Genomic DNA, 19,395 nt, shown 5'->3' on the forward strand with positions numbered 1-19,395 from the left:
CTGGAGGCACCACCATGTACAAGCTCGCTCCGTTAAGTGCCGCTATCGTCCTGGCCCTCGCAGGTCAGGCCATGGCTGCTGACAGCACCTCGTCCCAGACTCAGGACGGCAAGGAAAACATCGCCGAAGTCACCCAGACCCAGGCTTCCTTTGCCTCGGCCACCCAGAACCAGACCGGCAAGGGCCACAACCACCTGGCGGTGCAGACCGAAAGCACCAGCGATATCCAGCAGAGCGCCACTGGCCAGTACAATGCCGGCTACGCCGAGCAGTTGTTTGAAAATGGCAGCCAGATCAAACAGCAGGCTTCAGGCAGCTACAACGACGCCTTCGCCAGCCAGTCGGTTGGGCTGAACAACGAGTCGCTGCAAACCCAGCAAGGCGTCGGCAACAAATCCACGGTATGGCAGGACAGCCAGGAAGGCAGCAAAGCTACCACCTGGCAATCTGGCCAGCGCAACGAGGCCTTCATCGAGCAAACCTTCGGTGGCCTCAACAACCGCAGCACCGTCAACCAGACCGGCCAGGACAACTACGCCGCCGCCGAGCACCTGAACCATGTCGATGGCGACATTCAGGTCTACCAGGATGGCCACGACAACTGGGCCTATGGCGACCAGCGTGAAGGCACCGGTGGCACCATCGGCATTGGCCAGTACGGTGGCGGCAACTCGGTGGAGGTGTGGCAGGACAACCAGATCGGTAGCCAGGCCTCCGTGACCCAGACCGGCCAGGCGAACGAAGGCTATATCGACCAGAGCTTCGGTACCGGCAACAAGGTCAGCCTGTCGCAGCAAGGCAATGCCAACGCCAGCTGGTCGGATCAGTTCGAGACCAACAACGCGACCGCCACCATCACCCAGACCGGCAACAACAACCTGCACTTCACCTACCAAAATGGTGAAAACCTCAACCTGACCATCAACACCAAAGGCAATGGCAACAGCATCACCGCCAGCAACTGGAAAGGCGCCAAGATGGGCGGCCAGTTCGGCACCAACCAGAACGCCACCATCAACCAGACGGGCAATGGCAACGGCGTCAACCTGACCCAGAAGGGCGCTGACCAAATGGCCACGCTGACCCAGACGGGTAAAGGCAACCAGATGCAGACCAAGCAGGATGACGTCAACAACGAGCTGTACTTCGAGCAGAACGGCACCGACAACATCCTGATCGCCGACCAACGCGGTACCGACAACTATGCCTACGGCAACAGCCAGGGCACCGGCAACTCCATCACCCTCGACCAGTCCGGCTACGCCAACCAAAGCTACACCAACCAGCTGTACGGTAGCGGCAACGAAGCCACCATCAAACAGACTGACAGCATCAACGTCGCCTACGTGACCCAGGGAGGCCAGGGCAACAAGGCGTTCGTCGACCAGAGCGGTATCGCCCAAACCGCCACCATCACCCAGCTGGGCAGCGCGAACCTGGCCACTGTGACCCAGAAGTAAACCTCTCCCCCTTGAACCGCGGTGCTCCTCTCCCTGGTGCCGCGGTTCCTTTTTTGATACCCCAACCCTTGGCATACTTTCGCTCCGCCTGGGGAGCTATGCTGGCCTCTTCGCAGCACAAGGCCGGTCCTACAGCAATTGCATCCATCGGGATACACTGGCTACACATCACACATATGCAGCCCCTCATGATCCAGTCCGACCTCGACCTGTTCGGCCCCCAGCCGCAACGCCTGGCCAGCCACACCGTGCTGCTGCCTGGCTTCGCCCTGGCCGAAACCGAGGCGCTGCTCGACGCCCTGCGCCCAGTGCTGCGTGCCGCGCCGTTCCGGCACATGCACACCCCGGGGGGCCTGCGCATGGCGGTAGGCCTGACCAATTGCGGCTCGCTGGGCTGGGTGAGTGACGAAGGCGGCTACCGCTACAGCCCCAGCGACCCACTCAGCGGCAAGCCCTGGCCCGCCCTGCCCCCGGTTTTGCTCGCCCTGGCTGCCCGAGCTGCAGCCTTGGCTGGGTTCGAGGGTTTCGTGCCAGATGCCTGCCTGGTCAACCACTACTTGCCGGGCACCCGCCTGAGCCTGCACCAAGACCGCGATGAGCAGGATTTCGGCCAACCGATCGTGTCGGTGTCACTGGGCTTGCCGGCGGTGTTCCTGTTCGGCGGTCTGCAGCGCGCCGACAAAACCCAGCGCATCCCGCTGAGCCACGGCGATGTGTTGGTTTGGGGGGGCATAGACCGCTTGCGCTTCCATGGTGTGCTACCGATCAAGCCCGGCACGCACCCGCGTCTGGGTGAGCGGCGTATCAACCTGACTTTGCGCAAGGCGGGTGCCTGAAGGGTCTGCCCTCCCTCATCGACGTCGAACAAGATGAACGTACATGAAACACATTGAACATCTTGGCCAGGCAAGCTTCAAACGTTAAGCCGCTCTCTCTTCAGTCTGGAGCTCGCCATGCCCTACCCGCTCAATCCTTCAAGCCTGTGCAACGGAGCCACGCACCCATGAAGATGCCTGGCCGTGCACCCAATGCCTCGCTGCAGCTCGACTACGTACGCGACACCCTGTTCGGCCCGGTGGCGCAGAGCGTGGAATGCCAATGCCAGCTCGCCGCCCTCAACCTGCAAGGCCGCCCTGGGCTGCGCCTGCACATTTGCCCACCGCTGCCTGACAAGGTGGACCGTGCGCATAGCGTGGCCTTCGTCTGGGATGGGCGAAGTTACCGTGGTGTGGTCCGCGACCAGGGCAAATGCGGTGACGGCGGCCTGAACTTGCTGCTGGAATTGCAGTAAGCCGATCAACGGCGGCCAACCCGGCTGAACCGCCTGGCCGCAGCGTGTCTCCATAGCTAAAAGGCCCATGCCTGCTGGAGAACGCCATGAACAGTCCGTTGCTCAAGCTATTCACCCACCCCGCCGACGCCTGGCTGGATATCCGCCGTGCCGAGGAAGACCACCCACAGCAATACCTGCCGCGCCTGTTGGCCCTGGCACTGGTCCCTGCGGTGTGCCTGTTTGTCGGCACCACCACCTTCGGCTGGAGCCTGGCGGCTGAGGAGCGAGTGCGCCTGAGCATGGGCAGCGCCGCGCAACTGGCGGGGCTGCTGTATGCCACCACCGTCGTGGGGGTGATGCTGATGGGGGTGATGATCCGCTGGATGTCGCGCGGGTTCGATGCACAGCCCAGCCTGAACCAGTGCATTGGTTTTGCCGCCTACTGCGCCACGCCGTGGTTCTTTGCCGGGGTGGTCGGCCTGGTGCCTATTCGCTGGCTGGCTTTCGCCGCGCTGCTGGCTGGCTCTGCCTATGCCAGCGTGTTGCTCTATGGCGGGTTGCAGACATTCCTGCGGCTGAAGAAGGAACAGGCGATGCTGTTTGCAACCTGTGTCTGGGGTGTAGGGTTGTTGCTGCTGGTGAGCATGCTGGTGGCGATGATCCTGTTCTGGTTCAACGGCCTGATGCCAGAGTACGTACGCCCGGCCAGCTTGGGCTGACCGGGGCACGGCGGGCGCCCTCAGGCCATCGACCTGAGAGGCGCCGGGTGGTTGTCACGTAGCGCATGAAGCTGCCCCACCAGGTTGACCAGGTCACGGCAACTGTTCAGGTTGTGCAGCGAGACCCCGCTAAGGGTCACACTTTGATCGAGACTCTGGCCCTGACCCAGGCGGATGGTCAGGTGGGCGCCATCCAGGCAGCTGACTTCACAGCGATCCGGCAGGCACGCCTGCTCGATCATCTGCCGCATCTCTAGCATCGAAACTCCTATCAACGACATGGTACGACCCTCTCTGTGCGATGGCCTGTTGTGTGGAATTACGCCTTTGTCGGGCGGGGCGCCAATTGATATTGCGCATGCCCGGGCAGGCGTCCATGCGCCGGGGCAATGATGATGCGGGGAATCCTCTAGCACCTTAGTGGAAGATTCTGCGCATAGGCCGTGCGTTCGAATGCAATGACCGACTTAACGACGAGTGGTCCCTGCCGGCCCCAGCGAGGCCCACAAGTGCTGCGCCGCATAAGCCCGCCACGGGCGCCAGTCCAGTGCCCTTTCGGCCAGTTGCGCCTCGTCGCCCTCAAGCAACCGCAACGCCTTGATCAAGGCTACGTCACCCAGCGGCAAGGCATCAGCGGCGCCGGCCTGACGCAGCGCCAGGTAGTGGGCGCTCCACGGCCCGATACCCTTTAGCCGGCACAGGTTGCGCAATAGCTCATCCAGCACTTGCCCGCGACGCAGCAAGCCGGGGTCGGCCAGCAAGGCGTTGGCCAGGGTGGCGAGGGTGGTGGCGCGCGCGCTCGGCATGCCCATGTTTTCGAACTGTGCATTTGCCAATGTCGGTAGAGCCGGGAACACGTGGCTCAAGCCCGGTGCCGACAGACGCAGCGGGGCGCCGTGGCGTTGCACCAGCCGGCCCGCCAGGGTCATGGCGCCGGCCACGCTGATTTGCTGGCCAAGTACGGTACGCATGGCTTGCTCGCAGGCGTCCCAGCCTTGCGGCACACGCAGCCCCGGGCGCGCCTTGAGCAGGCTTGCCATCAAAGGGTCGCAAGACAGCTCGGCGCTGATGCGTGCAGGGTCGGCGTCAAGGTCGAAAACCCGCCTCAGCCTGGCGATCAGGCCGGGCAGCGCGTTTGAAGGCGCGCCTTCAAGGCGAACGCGCAGGTGTTGGTTGGTCATTGGCGTCGCGTGCAGGACGGCGTGGTGGCCAGCAACGATCAGGGTGCGGCTGTAGGTGCCGTCGTGGCAGGTTTCGATGCCGGGGATACAGCGGGCGGCTAGGAAGCCCAGGGTCGAGGGCCAATGATAGGGGGCACGGTAGCGCAGCCACAGGGTGTGGTGGCCGGGGGTGGGCAATGATCGGCGCACGGCGTGCTGTCGAGTGAGGGTGGGCATGGGTGGATCATGCCAGAAAACCTTGAGGGCCAAGCCATGTACAAGCATGCCGGGGCTGCTTTGCAACCCCGGCTTTTTCAGGCAAGGCTCAGTGCCGAGCCCCTTCCCGCTCATCCTGCATCTGCCCAAACCGCCCGGCATGGAAGTCATCGAAAGATTCGGCGATCTCCGCCTGGCTGTTCATCACGAACGGGCCATAGCCGACGATCGGCTCATCGATCGGCTCACCGCTGAGCAGTAGCACGCTGGCACCTTCCAACGCCTCGACACTGACATCCTCAGCCTCCCGGTCAAGCAACACCAGGCTGGCCGGGCCTGCCTCGCGCTCGCCGTTGATTCGCACGTTACCACGCAGCACCACCAGCGCCGCGTTGCGGCCGGCAGCGACCGGCAGTTGCAAGGCCGCGCCAGCATTCAACCGCAGGTCCCACACATCCATCGCGGTAAAGGTCCGAGCTGGCCCCAGGTGCCCACGGTAGTCGCCCGCCACCACCCGCAAGCTGCCAGCGTCACCGTCCAGCGTGACCACCGGGATGTCGCTGGCCAGCAGGGTCTGGTACCCAGCCGCCGCGCGTTTGTCCCGCGCCGGCAGGTTGACCCACAGCTGGACCATTTCCAGCGTGCCGCCACTGTGGGCGAAGGCCGGAGAATGGAACTCTTCATGGATGATGCCATTGGCAGCCGTCATCCACTGTACGTCACCTGGGCCGATCAAGCCGCCAGCACCGGTGGAATCACGGTGCTCCAGTTCACCCTGGTAGACGATGGTCACGGTCTCGAAACCACGGTGCGGGTGCTGGCCCACCCCACGCCGTGCAGTGGTGGGGGTGAAATCATGCGGGCCGGCGTAGTCCAGCAGCAGGAACGGGCTGATCCGGCTGGCCAGGTTGTCGTAGGTGAACAGGCTGCGCACCGGAAAACCATCACCCACCCAATGGGCGTGGGGGCTGCGGTGGATACCCAGAATCTTTTTCATGAGAAGGCTCCTCTCTTGGCTGGGATAACCTTATCAATGATGCCAATCCGGCGGTAGCTGGCTCATATGGCATACATCGTTCCACCAATAGAACACTGAGCCTGTTCAGAAAAGCATTGCGTGCAGGATTGGGTGGCCTGGATACTGGGCTGCGAGCCATTGCTCAAGCCCCTCGGAAAATGCCTTGCCTACGATGGAAATTTCCCGATAGAGAGGATCTTTCCGTGCGTATTCTGGGCTCAGTGAGTCCAAGCGACGACGATTTTCCAGTGAAGATATCAAGTCCAGGAACAAGGCATACTGCTCTAGCAACTGCCCAGTATGGGGGTTTGACTGTCCCAGCATCGCAACGCGTTGTAGCGGTGTGAATGAAAGCCAATGGTCGAGGCGTTTAATCTTTTCACTGGCCGGTAGACCATGGGCCTCGGCAATCACCACGATCCCTCCCAGGTAAAGCAGCTTGCGAGAGAACTTCAGCTTGATGTTGCGCACGCCCCAAGCCTTGCCTTCAGCCCGCTTTTCCTCGAAGTTCGCCATCATGCTGCGGTAATACCCAACCACATCATTAAGCATGAACCTGGGCAACCCTGTTCCTTGGTCGCTTGCCACATACCGGCACAGCAACTCGGTTCGCCACCGAGTGAAACTCTCATCGCCAAACAGTGGGCGGCCTTCCAGCAGGAGTAGCATTCGTCGGGTGAGCGCCGTATTGCTTTCCTGCTTCCATCCAATGTGATTGCTCAACTCCGAATAGAGTGAAAGCGCGCCCTGACCAAACTTGGCCCCATCACTCTCACCCGGCCAGCTGAGCGGTCGAACCAGGTTTTGGACTTGATGCAGTACGTCGAGCAGCCGGGCCTCAGACATGCTGCCGTCATGCACGATGAAAAAATCGATGTCCGAAATACGCGAGACCTCGCACCGCCCGTAAGACCCCACGGCAACAACAGAAACGGGGGCTTGCCTGGCCAGCGGAGCGAGGGCGTACTGCATGGCCTGGCGCAGCGAATTGTTTGCCTGCCAAGAATGATCGAAGTGCTTTTGCAAACAAGCGTGTTGTGAAAAGGTCGTGGTAATCATCGTTGCAGGCTCAAAAAAGCATCACCTTACTGATGACATTTCTCCGCTACTGCGTGGAAAAGTTATCCTGCAAATCCCTCCAGTAGGAACCTTTTCACTTCGCTGGAACAAAGCTCGGGGTCCTCTTGCATGAAGCAGTGCCCACCGGGTACCTGGTGGCCGGTCACCTGCGGGTTGATTGCCAGCAGCCGCTGTACCGAGTGCGGTACGAAGGGGTAGGTACGTTCGCCATACATCACCCGCGTGGGGGTATTGATCGCCGCCAGGCTTGCCCACATGCGCTTGGGGAACGAACTGAAAATTTCCACTTCACGGCTGGGCCGGCACTTGAGCACCACTGCCTCGCCACAATCGCCGATGGCATGCTCGACATAGGCCTGCAACGCCGCATCGGTCCAGCCTTTGAAAATGCCACGCCCCTGCAGCGAAGCCAGCGCGGCTTCGCGATCGGGCCAGTGGCTGCGGCGGCTGGCAGCCTTGCGCGCAAGCGCATGGCGCTGATGCAGACCAACCAGGGCTGCCGCCCCCATCACGCCAATCATGCGTCGGCTGAACAGCACCGGGTCGAGCAGCACGGCACGTGCAAACAGTTGCGGCTCGCTGGCCAGGATCAGCCCGGTAAGTACGCCACCGAAGCTGTGCCCTACAGCAAATCGAGGTACGTCGCCGTGCTCGCCACGCCCTTCCTCAAACGCTTCAACGGCTAGCGCAGCGGTACGGTTCCAACCACGAAACACCCCTCCGTGGTCACTGTCACCATGCCCTTGGACATCGCAAAGCCACAGGTCGAAATGCTCACTCAAGCGCATCAACAACGGCTGGTAGGCCAGGCAACAGAAGCCATTGCCGTGCAGGAAATGCAGCAACGGCTTGCCGCTGGCCGGGGTACGCCAGCCACGCAGGGTGAAGCCTTCGGCACATTCGTGGGACCAGGGGATCAACTCCATCAGTTGGCTGTACTCGCGAGGCTAGGAAAACGCTGATTCTACAAACAGCAGTGGGTACAGTGAAATCACCAGCAACACGGCCATCAGGACATTGAACAGCATCAGCCAGCGCGGGTTCTGCAACAAGTTGCGCAACGCGCTGCCGAACATCACCCACACACCGACGCTGGGCAGGTTGACCAATGCAAACAAGGCGGCGATGACGATCACGTTGGTCACATAGCCTTGCGCCGGCGTGTAGGTGGTAATCGCCCCTACCGCCATCACCCAGGCCTTGGGATTGACCCACTGGAACGCCGCCGCGCCCCAGAAGCCCAGCGGTTTGCGGGCACTGGAAGAGGCCGTCCCGACCGGCCCGGAGGTGGCAATCTTCCAGGCCAGGTACAGCAAGTAGGCCGCGCCTGTATAGCGCAGCACCGTGTACAACGGCGGCCAGGCCTTGAACACCTCGCCCAGGCCCAGGCCTACGGCCAGCACCATGACCATGAACCCGACGCTGATGCCCAGGGCATGGGGGATCGAGCGGCGCACGCCGAAGTTCACCCCCGACGCCAGCAACATCGTGTTGTTGGGCCCAGGGGTGATGGAAGACACGAAAGCAAATAGCACGAAGGCAGTCAGCAGGTCGGCAGAGGCAAGCATGGCGGGCATTCCACTTTCTTCTTAGGTACTGTCACACTACCGGAGTCGCCCTACCCTGCGACCGATACAGTTACATTAAATTATTTAGATACACACCACTGTACCGCTAACCCGGATCAAGGAAGCCGTCACCATGAGCCTCATCATTCGCCCTGCCGTTCGCACCGATGCCGAGCAGATCCTGGCCTTCATCACTGAACTTGCCGATTACGAGCGCGCACGCCACGAGGTGGTCGCCACCTTGGCGGATATCGAGCACAGCCTGTTCGATGAGGGCAGCACAGTGCACAGCCTGATTTGCGAGCGTGATGGCCGGGCGATTGGTTTTGCCGTGTATTTCTACAGCTACTCGACCTGGCTCGGGCGCAATGGCATTTACCTGGAAGACTTGTATGTGACACCCGAGCAACGTGGCGATGGCGCCGGGCGGCAACTGCTTCAGCACATTGCCCGCGAGGCGGTGGCGAACCAGTGCGGGCGCCTGGAATGGAGCGTGCTGGACTGGAACGAGCCTGCGATCGGTTTCTATCAGAAGCTGGGGGCCGAGGCGCAGGATGAGTGGGTGCGCTACCGCTTGGATGGGGAGAAGCTGGCGGCATTCGCCCAAGGTTGATCACGCGGGTTACACGGACGGTGCTGTGACAATCCTGCCAATGAGGATTATTCTTCCAAGGTATGTCCCACCGCCCCAATATGTGAGCGCCGAATATGAAAATCGATGACATGGACGCCTTCGTGGCGGTCATCCGCTGCCAGTCGACCAACCTCGCCGCCGAGGCCCTGCAGCTGACTCAACCGGCCATCACCCGCCGCGTACAGAACTTCGAGGAAGACCTGGGCGCCACCCTGCTCGACCGCAACACCAAGCCTCTCAAACCGACCCCCATGGGCCTGCGCGTGTACGAACAGTGCAAAGCCATTTTGCGCGAGATCGACTCGCTGCGCGAGCTGGTGGCCAACGACGGAGCGCCTTCCGGGACCCTGCGGCTGGGCGTGCCGCAAACCCTGGGTGATGTGGTGCTGCTCGATGCCCTGGCGCAAATCCGCGAAACCTACCCGGACCTGCGCACCCAGGTCACCAGCGGCTGGGGCAGCAGCCTGATCGCGCGCATGGAAAATGGCGAACTCGACGCTGCCGCTGCGCTGTTCCCGCCGGGCAAGATCTTCCCCGAGGGCATCGCCAGCCAGTCGATCGCACGCATGCCACTGCGGGTAGTTGCAGCCAAAGGCAGCACCGGCAAGCGCAGCCTCAAGCTCAAGGACTGCTACACCCGTGGCTGGGTGCTCAACCCCGATGGCTGCGGCTTCCGCGCGGGGCTGCAGCGCGCCCTGAGTGAACAGGGGCTGAGCTTGTCGATCAACCTGGAGACCTTTGGTACCGAGTTGCAATTGGGGCTGGTGGCCAATGGGCAGGGGCTTGGCCTCGTGCCTGAGCCGTTGTTGCAGAACAGCCGCCATCGGGACGCGCTGGATGTGGTCAATGTAACGGACTTCAAGCCCCAGGTGGATTTGTGGCTGTTCCACCCACGCTACCTGGGCAACCTGCAGGAGCCGGTGGAGCTGTTTGGCCGGGTGGCCGGGCAACAGTTGTGTGGGTGAGCGTAAAAACGTGGCGCAGTTCACTGTCTAGGAGACGCCTCATGTTCCCGATGGGCTGCAATGCAGCCCCATTAAATACCAGTCTTGCATAACAACTAACAACTTTAATTCAGACAACTGATAATTAGCATAGAACAAAAAAGACTTTTACAGCCTTCACCCATACGAATACGGTCTTAGAAACCCACCGTGTTCCAGGGATGAATACCCATGAGTCACCCCCCTTCCGCCAGCGCACTAGCCGAACTCACCCAGGCCCTGGCCAGCAATGCCGAGCGCTACGACCGCAGCGGCCAGTTCCCCGTCGACAACTTCACCCTGCTGCACCGCCACGGCCTGCTGAGTTTCACCGTGCCGCGCGCCCTGGGCGGTGGCGGGGCCGACCTGGCCAGCGCACGCCTAGTGATCACCGCCGTCGGCAAAGGCTGCCCGTCCACCGCATTGATCCTGGTGATGCAGTACCTGCAGCACTTGCGCCTACAGGACGAAGATCGCTGGCCCGAGCACCTGCGCCTGCAAGTGGCACGCGACGCGGTGGCCAACGGCGCGCTGATCAACGCCTTTCGCGTCGAGCCGGAACTGGGCACACCGGCACGCGGTGGCTTGCCGGCGACCACCGCTCGGCGCACCGCCGAGGGCTGGCGGTTGTCCGGGCGCAAAATCTACTCCACCGGCAGCCATGGCCTGAGCTGGTACCTGGTGTGGGCCCGCAGCGACGACCAGGACCCCCTCGTAGGCGGCTTCCTGGTACACAAGGACACCCCTGGCATCCGTATCGTCGAAGACTGGGACCACCTGGGCATGCGTGCCACCTGCAGCCATGAAGTGCAGTTCGACGAGGTGCTGATCCCGTTGGAGCATGCCGTCAGCGTCAGCCCGGCTAGCGCACCACGCCCCGAACTCGACAGCACCGGCCTGCTGTGGATGGCAGTGTTGCTGCCTGCACTGTACGACGGTGTGGCCCAGGCCGCACGTGACTGGCTGGTGCAGTTCCTGAACCAGCGGGCGCCGTCCAACCTGGGGGCACCGCTGGCCAGCCTGGCGCGTTTCCAGGACGTGGTCGGACGCATCGACACGCTGCTGTTCGCCAACCAGAGCCTGCTGAACGCCGCCGTCAGCGGGCAGACCGAGCCGCGCCATGCCGGGCAACTCAAGCACCTGGTCAGCCGCAATGCCATCCAGGCTGTGGAGCTGGCCATCGAGGCTGCCGGTAACCCTGGCCTGTCACGGCGCAACCCGTTGGAGCGGCACTATCGCGATGTGCTGTGCAGCCGCATCCACACCCCCCAGGATGACGTAGTACTTGGCCAGGTCGGCCGTGCAGCCTTGGCGGAGGTGGCAGCATGAGCCACTCGATCATCGCCAGCCAGCTGGACGCCCAGGCTAACCAGTACCTGCGCGATCACTTGCCTGACCACGAGGTGGTCGATATCGCACCCACCCAGCTGCAGCTGGACATCCCTGCCGACGTCTTCATCCTGCGCCCGGTCAATGTACGCGGTAACCGAGTGGATTCCCCGCCCGCCGGCTGGCCGTGGCAATTGCGCTGGGTGCAGGTGGTGTCCTCGGGCATCGACTTCTACCCCGACTGGGTGTTCCAGGGCCCGCCGGTCACCAGTGGCCGCGGCGCCAATGCCGAGCAGGTGGCCGAGTTTGCCTTGGCTCTGGTGCTCGCTGCCGCCAAGCAGCTACCGAGCCTGTGGGTCAAAGACGCCGACTGGCGCCTGACCCCGCTGGCCCCGGTACGTGGCCGTACCCTGGGCATATTCGGCTTCGGCAGCATCGGCCAGAGCCTGGCGCGCAAGGCAAATGCCCTGGGCATGCAGGTACTGGCGCTGAATCGCCCAGGCCAACCCATTGCCGAGGTGCCGGGCGTACAGCGCGTCGACAACCTGCAGCAGCTGTTTGCCGGCAGCGATCACCTGGTCATCGCCGCCCCGCTCACCCCTGCCACCCGTGGTCTGATCGACCACCAGGTACTGGCCCAGGCCAAGCCCGGCCTGCACCTGATCAACATCGCCCGTGGCGGGCTGCTGAACCAGCAAGCCCTGCTCGATGCCCTGGACAGTGGCCTGATCGGCCGCGCCAGCCTGGATGTCACCGAACCGGAGCCGCTACCGACGGGGCACCCACTCTACCAGCACCCGCGAGTATTCCTGTCGCCGCATACCTCGGCGATTTCCGAGGACGGCTACCCGGCCTTGCTCGACGCATTTCTCGACAACTTCGCCCGCTACCGCGAACAGGCACCGCTGCACAACCTGGTCGATACCCAGCGCGGCTACTGAACCGACACTTTTTGGAGAACACCATGACTGCATTGTCTGTCATCGCCCCCCAGGAAAACACCGTGCGCCAACGGGTCAGCGCCGAAGAATGGGAGGTGCGAGTAAAGCTGGCTGCGGCCTATCGCCTGGCTGCCCTGTTCCGCTGGACCGACCATATCTACACACACTTCTCGGCACGCGTGCCCGGGCCCGACGAACACTTTCTGATCAACGCCTTCGGCCTGCTGTTCGACGAGATCACCGCCTCCAACCTGGTGAAGGTCGATGTAGATGGCACGATCATCGATGATCCCCTGGGCCTGGGCATCAACCAGGCCGGCTATGTGATTCACAGCGCCATTCACCGTGCGCGGCCCGACCTCAAGGCCGTGCTGCACACCCACACGCGTGATGGCGCAGCAGTGTCGGCACAACGCGATGGCCTGCTGCCAATCTCGCAGCATGCCCTGGCCTACTACAGCCGCGTGGTGTACCACGACTACGAAGGCGTCGCCCTGGACCTGGACGAGCAGCAGCGGCTGGTGGCCAACCTGGGCGACAGCAATATCCTGATCCTGCGCAACCATGGCCTGCTGACCGGGGGAATCAGCGTCGAGCATGCCTTCCGCGAGCTGCACGGGCTGGAGCGGGCCTGCAACATCCAGGTGGCGGCGCAGGCAGGGGGCAACGACCAACTGCTGTACGCGGCGCCGGCAGCAATTGCCAAGGTGCATGAGCAGTCGAAGCGGTTTTCCGATGGGCTGGGGGAAGGGATCCAGCGGCATTGGGATGCGCTGATACGCCAGCTGGATCGGGAGGGACTGGATTACCAGAACTGACCGCGTTCTTGTGGCCTGTACCGACCTCCGCCGCGGCTGAGTTTCAAGGCCGTATCGACTCCATTTGCAGCACAACCCGCAGGTATTCCGATGAGCAAACGACAGATCCGCCTGGGCGCCATGATCCATGGCGTCGGCCACGGCTGGGGCGAATGGCGCCACCCCGATGCATTGGCCGATGCCAGTGTCAATTTCGGTTTCTACAAACATCAGGCAAAACTGGCGGAGGCGGCAACGTTCGACTTCGCCTTCATTGCCGACAGCCTGCACATCCACGCCCGCTCCAGCCCTCACTACCTCAACCGTTTCGAGCCGCTGACCATCCTCTCGGCGCTGGCTGCGGTAACCGAACACATCGGCCTGGTGGCCACGGTCACGGTCAGCTACACCGAGCCCTTCCAGGTAGCACGTCAGTTCGCCTCGCTGGACCTGATCAGCGGTGGGCGCGCGGGCTGGAACGTGGTGACTTCCTGGCTTTCCGGTACTGCTGACAACTTCGGCAAGGCTGAACACCCGCCGCATGCCGTGCGTTACCGAATTGCGCGCGAGCACGTAGAGGTGGTCAAAGGGCTGTGGGACTCCTGGGAAGACGACGCCTTTACCCGCGACAAGCAAAGCGGACAGTTCTTCGACCCGGCCAAACTGCACACCCTCGGCCACCAGGGTGAGTTCTTCAAGGTCAAGGGCCCGCTGAACATCCAGCGCTCGCCCCAGGGCCAGCCACTGATCTTCCAGGCAGGCGTGTCGGAAGAGGGTCGCAACTTCGCCGCGCAAAACGCCGACGCCATCTTCGTCAACCCGGAATCGTTCGACGATGCCCACGCTTACTATCAGGACCTCAAGCAGCGTGCCGCGCGCCATGGCCGTGATCCGGATGCATTGTTCATCCTGCCCGGCATACGCCCGATCGTCGGCCGCGACGCCGAGGAGGTCGAACAGCGTTATCAGCAAGCCGTGAACCTGGTAAGCATCGAAGATGCCCTGGTTGCGCTTGGCCGGCCGTTCAACGACTACGACTTCAGCCACCATGACTTGGACGCGCCCTTCCCCGACCTCGGCACGCTGGGCAATGACAGCCACAAGGGCACCTCGGACCAACTCAAGCAGCTGGCCCGTGATGAAGGCCTGACCTTGCGCGAGCTGGCGCTGCGTTTCTCGCGTCCACGCCGGGACTTCGTCGGTACCCCGGAACAGGTTGGCGATGCCCTGCAGCACTGGTTCGAAAACGGCGCGGCCGACGGTTTCATCATCAACTCGCTGCTACCCGACGGCCTGCAGTATTTCACCGAGCAGGTGGTGCCGCTGCTGCAGGCGCGAGGCCTGGTACGCCAGACGTATGCCGGTACAACCCTGCGAGACCATTTCGGCCTCGACGTGCCGGAAAACCGCAACACACTGCGCCGCACCCAGACAGCGGTTGCCTGAGCCCATCACGACAAGGAGTTCTGTTCCATGAGCCTCGAATTCATCGGCCTCATCGGCCCGCAGGAAAGCAGCGAGTCACTGGCAGCACGCGGCCCGCTGGTCGACCTGGAGTTCATCAAAGCCTTCTCCCAGGCCCAAGAGTATGGTGGCTTTGACAAAGCGCTGCTGGCAGTCAATACCAGCGCGCCGGATTCGTTGATTCTGGCCAGCTATGTGGCCGCCCTCACCGAGCGCATCGGCCTGCTGGTAGCCCACCGCCCTGGCTTCCAGGCCCCGACCTTCGCCGCCCGCCAGTTCGCCACCCTTGACCAGCTGAGCCGTGGCCGTGCCTCGATCAACGTCATTACCGGCGGCGACAGCGGCGACCTGCAGCGCGATGGCGACTTCCTGGACAAGGATGCCCGTTATGCGCGCACCGACGAATACCTGCAGGTACTGCGTGATACCTGGACTCGCCATGAACCGTTCGACCACCAGGGCACACATTACCGCGTCGAAGACAACCTGACCCTGGTCAAGCCAGTGCAGCATTTGCCGATCTATTTCTCTGGCGCCTCTGATGCGGCCGTCGAAGTGGCCGCCAAACACGCCGATGTGTACATGATGTGGGGCGAACCGCTGGAACAGGTACGCGAACGCATCGCCAAAGTGCGCAAGGCCGCCGCCCGCTACGGACGCGAAAAGCATATTCGCTTCAGCCTGTCGTTGCGGCCAATTCTGGGCGCTACCGAGGCCGAGGCCTGGGGCCGTGCCGAGCGCATTCTGGCCGACGCCCAGGCGCGGATCGGCATCCACCAGGGCAACCGCCGCGAGAAGAACTTCGGCAAGAGCAATGCCGGCTCTGAGCGTCTGGTGCAGCTGGCCAGCCAGCGCAAAGTGCATGACACCCGGCTGTGGACCGAGATTGCCGCGCTGGGTGGCGGTGCCGGTAACTCTACGTCGCTGGTGGGGACTGCAGAGCAGGTGGCAGAGGCCGCATTGGCTTACTACGAGCTTGGGGTGAGCACTTTCCTGTTCCGCGGTTTTGACCAATTGCGTGATGCGGTCGAGTACGGGCAGGACCTGATCCCGCGCATTCGCGCGCTGGTGGCCCAGCGTGAGTCTGGCCGCGATATTCGAACTGCGTAGATTTCTACGGTACGGCTGCAGGGATAGCGCCGTCCGGCAGGAACCCGCGCAAGCCTGAAATGGGTGGAAGGCAGATGCACCCACAGATTGACGCCAAGCCCGCCCCATGCTCTCCTTATGCCTCACGTTCAGGTGCCCCCATAGGGGGTGAAACGGGAAACCGGTGCGTCGCAGGCCCTCCAGCAGGGCCGGACAATGCCGGTGCTGCCCCCGCAACGGTAAGCGAGTGAAGCGTCTGTACCACTGTGCCTCGTAGTACGGCATGGGAAGGTGACGTGTTCCAGGAGCCCTGCTCTTCCTCGCAAGCCCGGAGACCGGCCTGGCGTTCATGAACACCCCGCGGTGGGCGGGCGCTGTTGCATTCCCCTGGGCGACCCCGCCCGGGGCTGCCGCGCTCGCCCGTTGCTCACTAAAAAGCAGAGGAACGCGTCATGCCCGTCACCAGCGCCAAGCAGCACAGCCTTGCCACACCCGTCACCCTCAGCCAGCGCGTAGTCATCGCCGTCGGCGCCAGCCTGTTGGGCCTGTGCCTGGTGTACTTCGCCGGCTTCTCGCACATCGAGGCCGTGCACAACGCCGCCCACGACACCCGCCACAGCGCCGCCTTCCCCTGCCACTGAGTACGCCTGATGATCACGCGCATTGCCCGTACTGCGGGTTTCAGCGGGTTGCTTGCGGCCCTGTTGCTGACCTTGCTGCAAAGCTTTTGGGTCGCCCCGCTGATTCTCGAAGCGGAAACCTACGAGTCCTCGGCCCCGGCCGCACAACACGAACATGGCAGCAATGAGGGCGCTCATGAACACAGCGCCGAAGCCTGGTCACCAGAAGACGGCTGGCAGCGCGTGCTGTCCACCACCGGTGGCAACCTGGTGGTGGCGGTGGGCTTTGCCCTGATCCTCGCCGCACTGTATGGCCTGCGCGAGCCGAAGCGCGTCAGCACTGGCGCCTTGTGGGGCCTGGCCGGTTTCGCCGTGTTCTGCCTGGCCCCAACGTTGGGGTTGCCACCGGAGCTGCCCGGCACTGCTGCCGCCGACCTGGGGCAACGCCAGGCCTGGTGGATTGGCACGGCCAGCGCCACCGCCCTTGGCCTGGCCTTGCTGGTGTTCGCCCGCCACTGGCTGCTGAAGGCGCTGGGCGCCGTGCTGCTGGTTATCCCCCATGTGATCGGTGCGCCACAGCCTGAAGTCCATGAAAGCCTGGCCCCCGAAGCACTGGAGACGCAGTTCAAGATGGCCTCCTGGCTGACCAACGCTGCCTTCTGGGTGGCCTTGGGCCTGCTCAGTGCGTGGCTGTTCCGCCGCTCCAGCGAGGCCTGATGCCGGCTTTCTACGCTGGCTTCGGCTGCCGCCGGGGTTGCCCGGCGGATACCCTGCAAACCCTGCTGCACCAAGCCCTGGCTAGCCAGGGCCTGGCGCTTTCCGACCTGCGCGGCATTGCCAGCATCAACCTCAAGGCCGACGAAGCCGGCCTGCAGCAACTGGCCGCACGCCTGGCCTTGCCCTTGGTGCTGTACCATAGCGCGCAACTCCAAGCCTATGAGCCGTTGCTCAGCCACCGCTCAGCCACAGCCTATGCCCACAGCGGCTGTTGGGGCGTGGCCGAGAGTGCGGCACTGGCCCTGGCCAGCCAACAACTGGGCACGGCTAGGTTGCTGCTGCCACGCAAGGTACTAGGCCCGGCGACCCTCGCCCTGGCCGGCTGACGTTTCATACCCTATTTCTTGCAAGGACTTTCCATGACCGTCTACTTCATCGGCGCCGGCCCTGGCGACCCAGAACTGATCACGGTCAAGGGCCAACGGCTGATTCGCCAATGCCCGGTGATCATTTATGCCGGCTCACTGGTGCCCGCTGCCGTGCTCGAAGGCCATCAGGCCGAGGCCGTGATCAACAGCGCCGAACTGCATCTGGAGCAGATTATCGCGGCCATGCAAAGCGCACACGAACGGGGGCTGGATGTAGCCCGCGTACATAGCGGCGACCCCAGCTTGTACGGCGCCATCGGCGAGCAGATCCGCCACCTGCAAGCACTGGGCATCGATTACCAGATCATCCCGGGAGTGACTGCCACGGCGGCCAGCGCTGCCCTGCTCGGCTGCGAACTGACTTTGCCTCAAGTGGCGCAGACCGTGATCCTCACCCGCTATGGCGACAGCTCGCCCATGCCGCCTGGCGAGCAACTGGGCGACCTGGCGCGCCACGGCAGCACGCTGGCGATTCACCTGGGGGTCAAACACCTTTCGCGCATTGTCGATGAGCTGCTGCCGCACTACGGCGCACACTGCCCGGTAGCGGTGGTGCATCGCGCCACCTGGCCAGACCAGGACTGGGTACGCGGCAACCTCGGCGATATCGTCGAACGCGTGGCAAGCAAGGGCTTTCGGCGCACGGCGCTGATCCTGGTAGGCCACGTTCTGGGGGATACGCCATTCGCCGAATCGGCCTTGTACCGTGCCGGGCACGCCCACCTGTATCGCCCTGGCGACTGAACATTGCCAGCCTTGCCTCGGGCATAGCAGACTGCCGGTTCCCGCCTGCGAACAGGAGCCATGCCCATGCTGGAATTACGCCCCAACTGCGAGTGCTGCGATACCGACCTGAGGGGTGACAACCCCGACGTTATGATCTGCTCTTTCGAATGCACATTCTGCCGTAGCTGTGCCGAAACCCGCTTCCAAGGCCGTTGCCCAAATTGCACCGGTCAGCTGGTGGCCCGCCCGACGCGGGTCGGCCAGGCATTGACCAACAACCCCGCTTCCACCCTGCGCGTAAACAAATCGCACGCTGCCTGCGCCTGAACCACCGCAAATAACCGACATCACTGCCTTGTCAGCAGTGATGTCTTTCTTGTTTTTTGTAGGGTTTTTCAACAGCAGGCACGGGAAATCTCAACACTTCTATACTCGGCATTACCAAACTTCGGGAATGGTCGTATCGTGCAGCGCTTCCGACAACCCCACTTGCAGACGTATTCCTGAGTGATCCAGGAAGCGGACCACATCCCTACAGGAGTTTTCCACATGACAACCGTGCTGATCGTCGACGACCACCCCATCGTCCGGCTGTCGCTGCGCCTACTGCTCGAACGCGAGCGCTTCCATGTAGTCGGCGAAGTTGGCGATGGCAGTGAAGTGGCGCAGGAGGCTCGCAGGCTGCGCCCGGACGTGGTCATTCTCGATATCGGCCTGCCTGGCCTGGACGGCATGGAAGTCATCAAGCGCCTGCAGTGTCTGGAGCCGGCGCCGAAGATCATGGTGCTGACTGGCCAGGCCACCGACCTGTATGTGCGCCGCTGCCTGGATGCCGGGATCGGCGCCTTCGTCACCAAGGAAGAGGACCACGAAGCGCTGCTGTTTGCCCTCAAGGCCCTGGTCAAGGGCTATTCAACCTTTCCACAGATGTCGGTCAACAGCAATTCGCTGGAAAGCGAGCCAGTACGCCTGGCCAGCCTCTCCAACCGCGAAATGGAAGTATTGCGGCGCCTGGCGCGCGGTGAAAACAACAAGAATATCGGCACCTGCATGAACCTCAGCGCCAAGACCATCAGCACGTATCGGGGCCGAATCATGGAAAAGCTCAAGACTGAATCACTGGTTGAAATGGTCGACCTGGCCAAGCGTAACAGCGTCCTTTGAGCACCCGAC

Annotated in this window: 23 protein-coding genes and 1 riboswitch; of the genes, 17 read left to right on the plus strand and 6 right to left on the minus strand. The window is 62.8% G+C overall.

The genetic code is table 11. From position 1 onward, the window contains the following. Positions 1 to 14 precede the first annotated feature (14 nt). The 4 genes from APH35_RS10515 (at position 15) to APH35_RS10530 (ending at position 3,452) form a co-directional block, all read left to right on the plus strand. Positions 15 to 1,460, plus strand: a complete 1,446-nt coding sequence (locus APH35_RS10515; protein ID WP_012272190.1) for a curlin — start codon at positions 15 to 17, stop codon at positions 1,458 to 1,460. A 188-nt stretch (positions 1,461 to 1,648) separates the two neighbouring features. Further along, on the plus strand, positions 1,649 to 2,296 hold the full coding sequence (gene alkB, locus APH35_RS10520; protein ID WP_041166487.1) for a DNA oxidative demethylase AlkB: 648 nt from the start codon (positions 1,649 to 1,651) through the stop codon (positions 2,294 to 2,296). Positions 2,297 to 2,463: 167 nt separating this feature from the next. Further along, positions 2,464 to 2,751, plus strand: a complete 288-nt coding sequence (locus APH35_RS10525) for a hypothetical protein (RefSeq protein WP_012272188.1) — start codon at positions 2,464 to 2,466, stop codon at positions 2,749 to 2,751. A gap of 86 nt (positions 2,752 to 2,837) precedes the next feature. Then, the gene (locus tag APH35_RS10530) at positions 2,838 to 3,452 is read left to right on the plus strand and encodes a Yip1 family protein (RefSeq protein WP_060514764.1); all 615 of its coding nucleotides are present in this window, start codon (positions 2,838 to 2,840) and stop codon (positions 3,450 to 3,452) included. Between the two features lie 20 nt (positions 3,453 to 3,472). Here the strand turns inward: APH35_RS10530 and APH35_RS10535 are convergent, their stop codons facing one another. The 6 genes from APH35_RS10535 to APH35_RS10560 form a co-directional block, all read right to left on the minus strand. Continuing rightward, entirely contained in the window at positions 3,473 to 3,733 is a 261-nt protein-coding gene (locus APH35_RS10535; RefSeq protein ID WP_060494088.1) for a DUF1652 domain-containing protein, read from the minus strand. Between the two features lie 186 nt (positions 3,734 to 3,919). Then, a complete protein-coding gene (locus APH35_RS10540; RefSeq protein WP_049773295.1) occupies positions 3,920 to 4,849 on the minus strand; it encodes a DNA-3-methyladenine glycosylase family protein in 930 nt (309 codons plus the stop codon). A gap of 88 nt (positions 4,850 to 4,937) precedes the next feature. After that, positions 4,938 to 5,825, minus strand: a complete 888-nt coding sequence (locus tag APH35_RS10545) for a pirin family protein (protein WP_012272184.1) — start codon at positions 5,823 to 5,825, stop codon at positions 4,938 to 4,940. 105 nt (positions 5,826 to 5,930) lie between these two features. Continuing rightward, entirely contained in the window at positions 5,931 to 6,905 is a 975-nt protein-coding gene (locus tag APH35_RS10550) for a nucleotidyltransferase domain-containing protein (protein ID WP_060514765.1), read from the minus strand. Positions 6,906 to 6,967: 62 nt separating this feature from the next. Next, a complete protein-coding gene (locus tag APH35_RS10555) occupies positions 6,968 to 7,852 on the minus strand; it encodes an alpha/beta fold hydrolase (RefSeq protein ID WP_060514766.1) in 885 nt (294 codons plus the stop codon). Between the two features lie 21 nt (positions 7,853 to 7,873). Continuing rightward, entirely contained in the window at positions 7,874 to 8,503 is a 630-nt protein-coding gene (locus tag APH35_RS10560; RefSeq protein ID WP_176729475.1) for a LysE family translocator, read from the minus strand. Positions 8,504 to 8,627: 124 nt separating this feature from the next. Here APH35_RS10560 and APH35_RS10565 point away from each other — a divergent pair, with 124 nt between their 5' ends. The 13 genes from APH35_RS10565 to APH35_RS10625 all read left to right on the plus strand — a co-directional run bounded on the left by APH35_RS10565 (position 8,628) and on the right by APH35_RS10625 (position 19,386). Beyond that, the gene (locus APH35_RS10565; RefSeq protein ID WP_012272180.1) at positions 8,628 to 9,107 is read left to right on the plus strand and encodes a GNAT family N-acetyltransferase; all 480 of its coding nucleotides are present in this window, start codon (positions 8,628 to 8,630) and stop codon (positions 9,105 to 9,107) included. 95 nt (positions 9,108 to 9,202) lie between these two features. Beyond that, complete coding sequence (locus APH35_RS10570) at positions 9,203 to 10,093, plus strand: LysR family transcriptional regulator (RefSeq protein WP_012272179.1); 891 nt, start codon at positions 9,203 to 9,205, stop codon at positions 10,091 to 10,093. Between the two features lie 210 nt (positions 10,094 to 10,303). Continuing rightward, entirely contained in the window at positions 10,304 to 11,440 is a 1,137-nt protein-coding gene (locus tag APH35_RS10575; RefSeq protein WP_012272178.1) for an acyl-CoA dehydrogenase family protein, read from the plus strand. Then, the gene (locus APH35_RS10580) at positions 11,437 to 12,381 is read left to right on the plus strand and encodes a D-isomer specific 2-hydroxyacid dehydrogenase family protein (RefSeq protein ID WP_060494091.1); all 945 of its coding nucleotides are present in this window, start codon (positions 11,437 to 11,439) and stop codon (positions 12,379 to 12,381) included. The genes APH35_RS10575 and APH35_RS10580 overlap by 4 nt, the downstream gene beginning before the upstream one ends. Before the next feature lie 23 nt (positions 12,382 to 12,404). Beyond that, on the plus strand, positions 12,405 to 13,199 hold the full coding sequence (locus APH35_RS10585) for a class II aldolase/adducin family protein (protein ID WP_012272176.1): 795 nt from the start codon (positions 12,405 to 12,407) through the stop codon (positions 13,197 to 13,199). Positions 13,200 to 13,289: 90 nt separating this feature from the next. Further along, complete coding sequence (locus APH35_RS10590; protein WP_060494092.1) at positions 13,290 to 14,624, plus strand: LLM class flavin-dependent oxidoreductase; 1,335 nt, start codon at positions 13,290 to 13,292, stop codon at positions 14,622 to 14,624. A 27-nt stretch (positions 14,625 to 14,651) separates the two neighbouring features. Beyond that, entirely contained in the window at positions 14,652 to 15,752 is a 1,101-nt protein-coding gene (locus tag APH35_RS10595) for an LLM class flavin-dependent oxidoreductase (RefSeq protein ID WP_060514767.1), read from the plus strand. A 113-nt stretch (positions 15,753 to 15,865) separates the two neighbouring features. Beyond that, positions 15,866 to 16,089, plus strand: a riboswitch (cobalamin riboswitch). Positions 16,090 to 16,183: 94 nt separating this feature from the next. Further along, a complete protein-coding gene (locus APH35_RS10600) occupies positions 16,184 to 16,372 on the plus strand; it encodes a CbtB domain-containing protein (protein ID WP_012272173.1) in 189 nt (62 codons plus the stop codon). 9 nt (positions 16,373 to 16,381) lie between these two features. Beyond that, on the plus strand, positions 16,382 to 17,068 hold the full coding sequence (locus APH35_RS10605) for a CbtA family protein (protein ID WP_060514768.1): 687 nt from the start codon (positions 16,382 to 16,384) through the stop codon (positions 17,066 to 17,068). Beyond that, the gene (locus APH35_RS10610; RefSeq protein ID WP_060494094.1) at positions 17,068 to 17,454 is read left to right on the plus strand and encodes a cobalamin biosynthesis protein; all 387 of its coding nucleotides are present in this window, start codon (positions 17,068 to 17,070) and stop codon (positions 17,452 to 17,454) included. The genes APH35_RS10605 and APH35_RS10610 overlap by 1 nt, the downstream gene beginning before the upstream one ends. A 33-nt stretch (positions 17,455 to 17,487) precedes the next feature. Continuing rightward, positions 17,488 to 18,240 carry a precorrin-4 C(11)-methyltransferase gene (gene cobM, locus APH35_RS10615; RefSeq protein WP_012272170.1) on the plus strand — a complete coding sequence of 251 codons (753 nt, stop codon included), beginning with the start codon at positions 17,488 to 17,490 and terminating at the stop codon, positions 18,238 to 18,240. 66 nt (positions 18,241 to 18,306) lie between these two features. Next, positions 18,307 to 18,549 carry a DUF1272 domain-containing protein gene (locus APH35_RS10620; RefSeq protein WP_012272169.1) on the plus strand — a complete coding sequence of 81 codons (243 nt, stop codon included), beginning with the start codon at positions 18,307 to 18,309 and terminating at the stop codon, positions 18,547 to 18,549. A 222-nt stretch (positions 18,550 to 18,771) separates the two neighbouring features. Further along, complete coding sequence (locus APH35_RS10625; protein ID WP_012272168.1) at positions 18,772 to 19,386, plus strand: response regulator transcription factor; 615 nt, start codon at positions 18,772 to 18,774, stop codon at positions 19,384 to 19,386. Positions 19,387 to 19,395: the final 9 nt, after the last annotated feature.

The organism is Pseudomonas sp. NBRC 111132, assembly GCF_001320565.1.
GTDB lineage: Bacteria > Pseudomonadota > Gammaproteobacteria > Pseudomonadales > Pseudomonadaceae > Aquipseudomonas > Aquipseudomonas putida_P.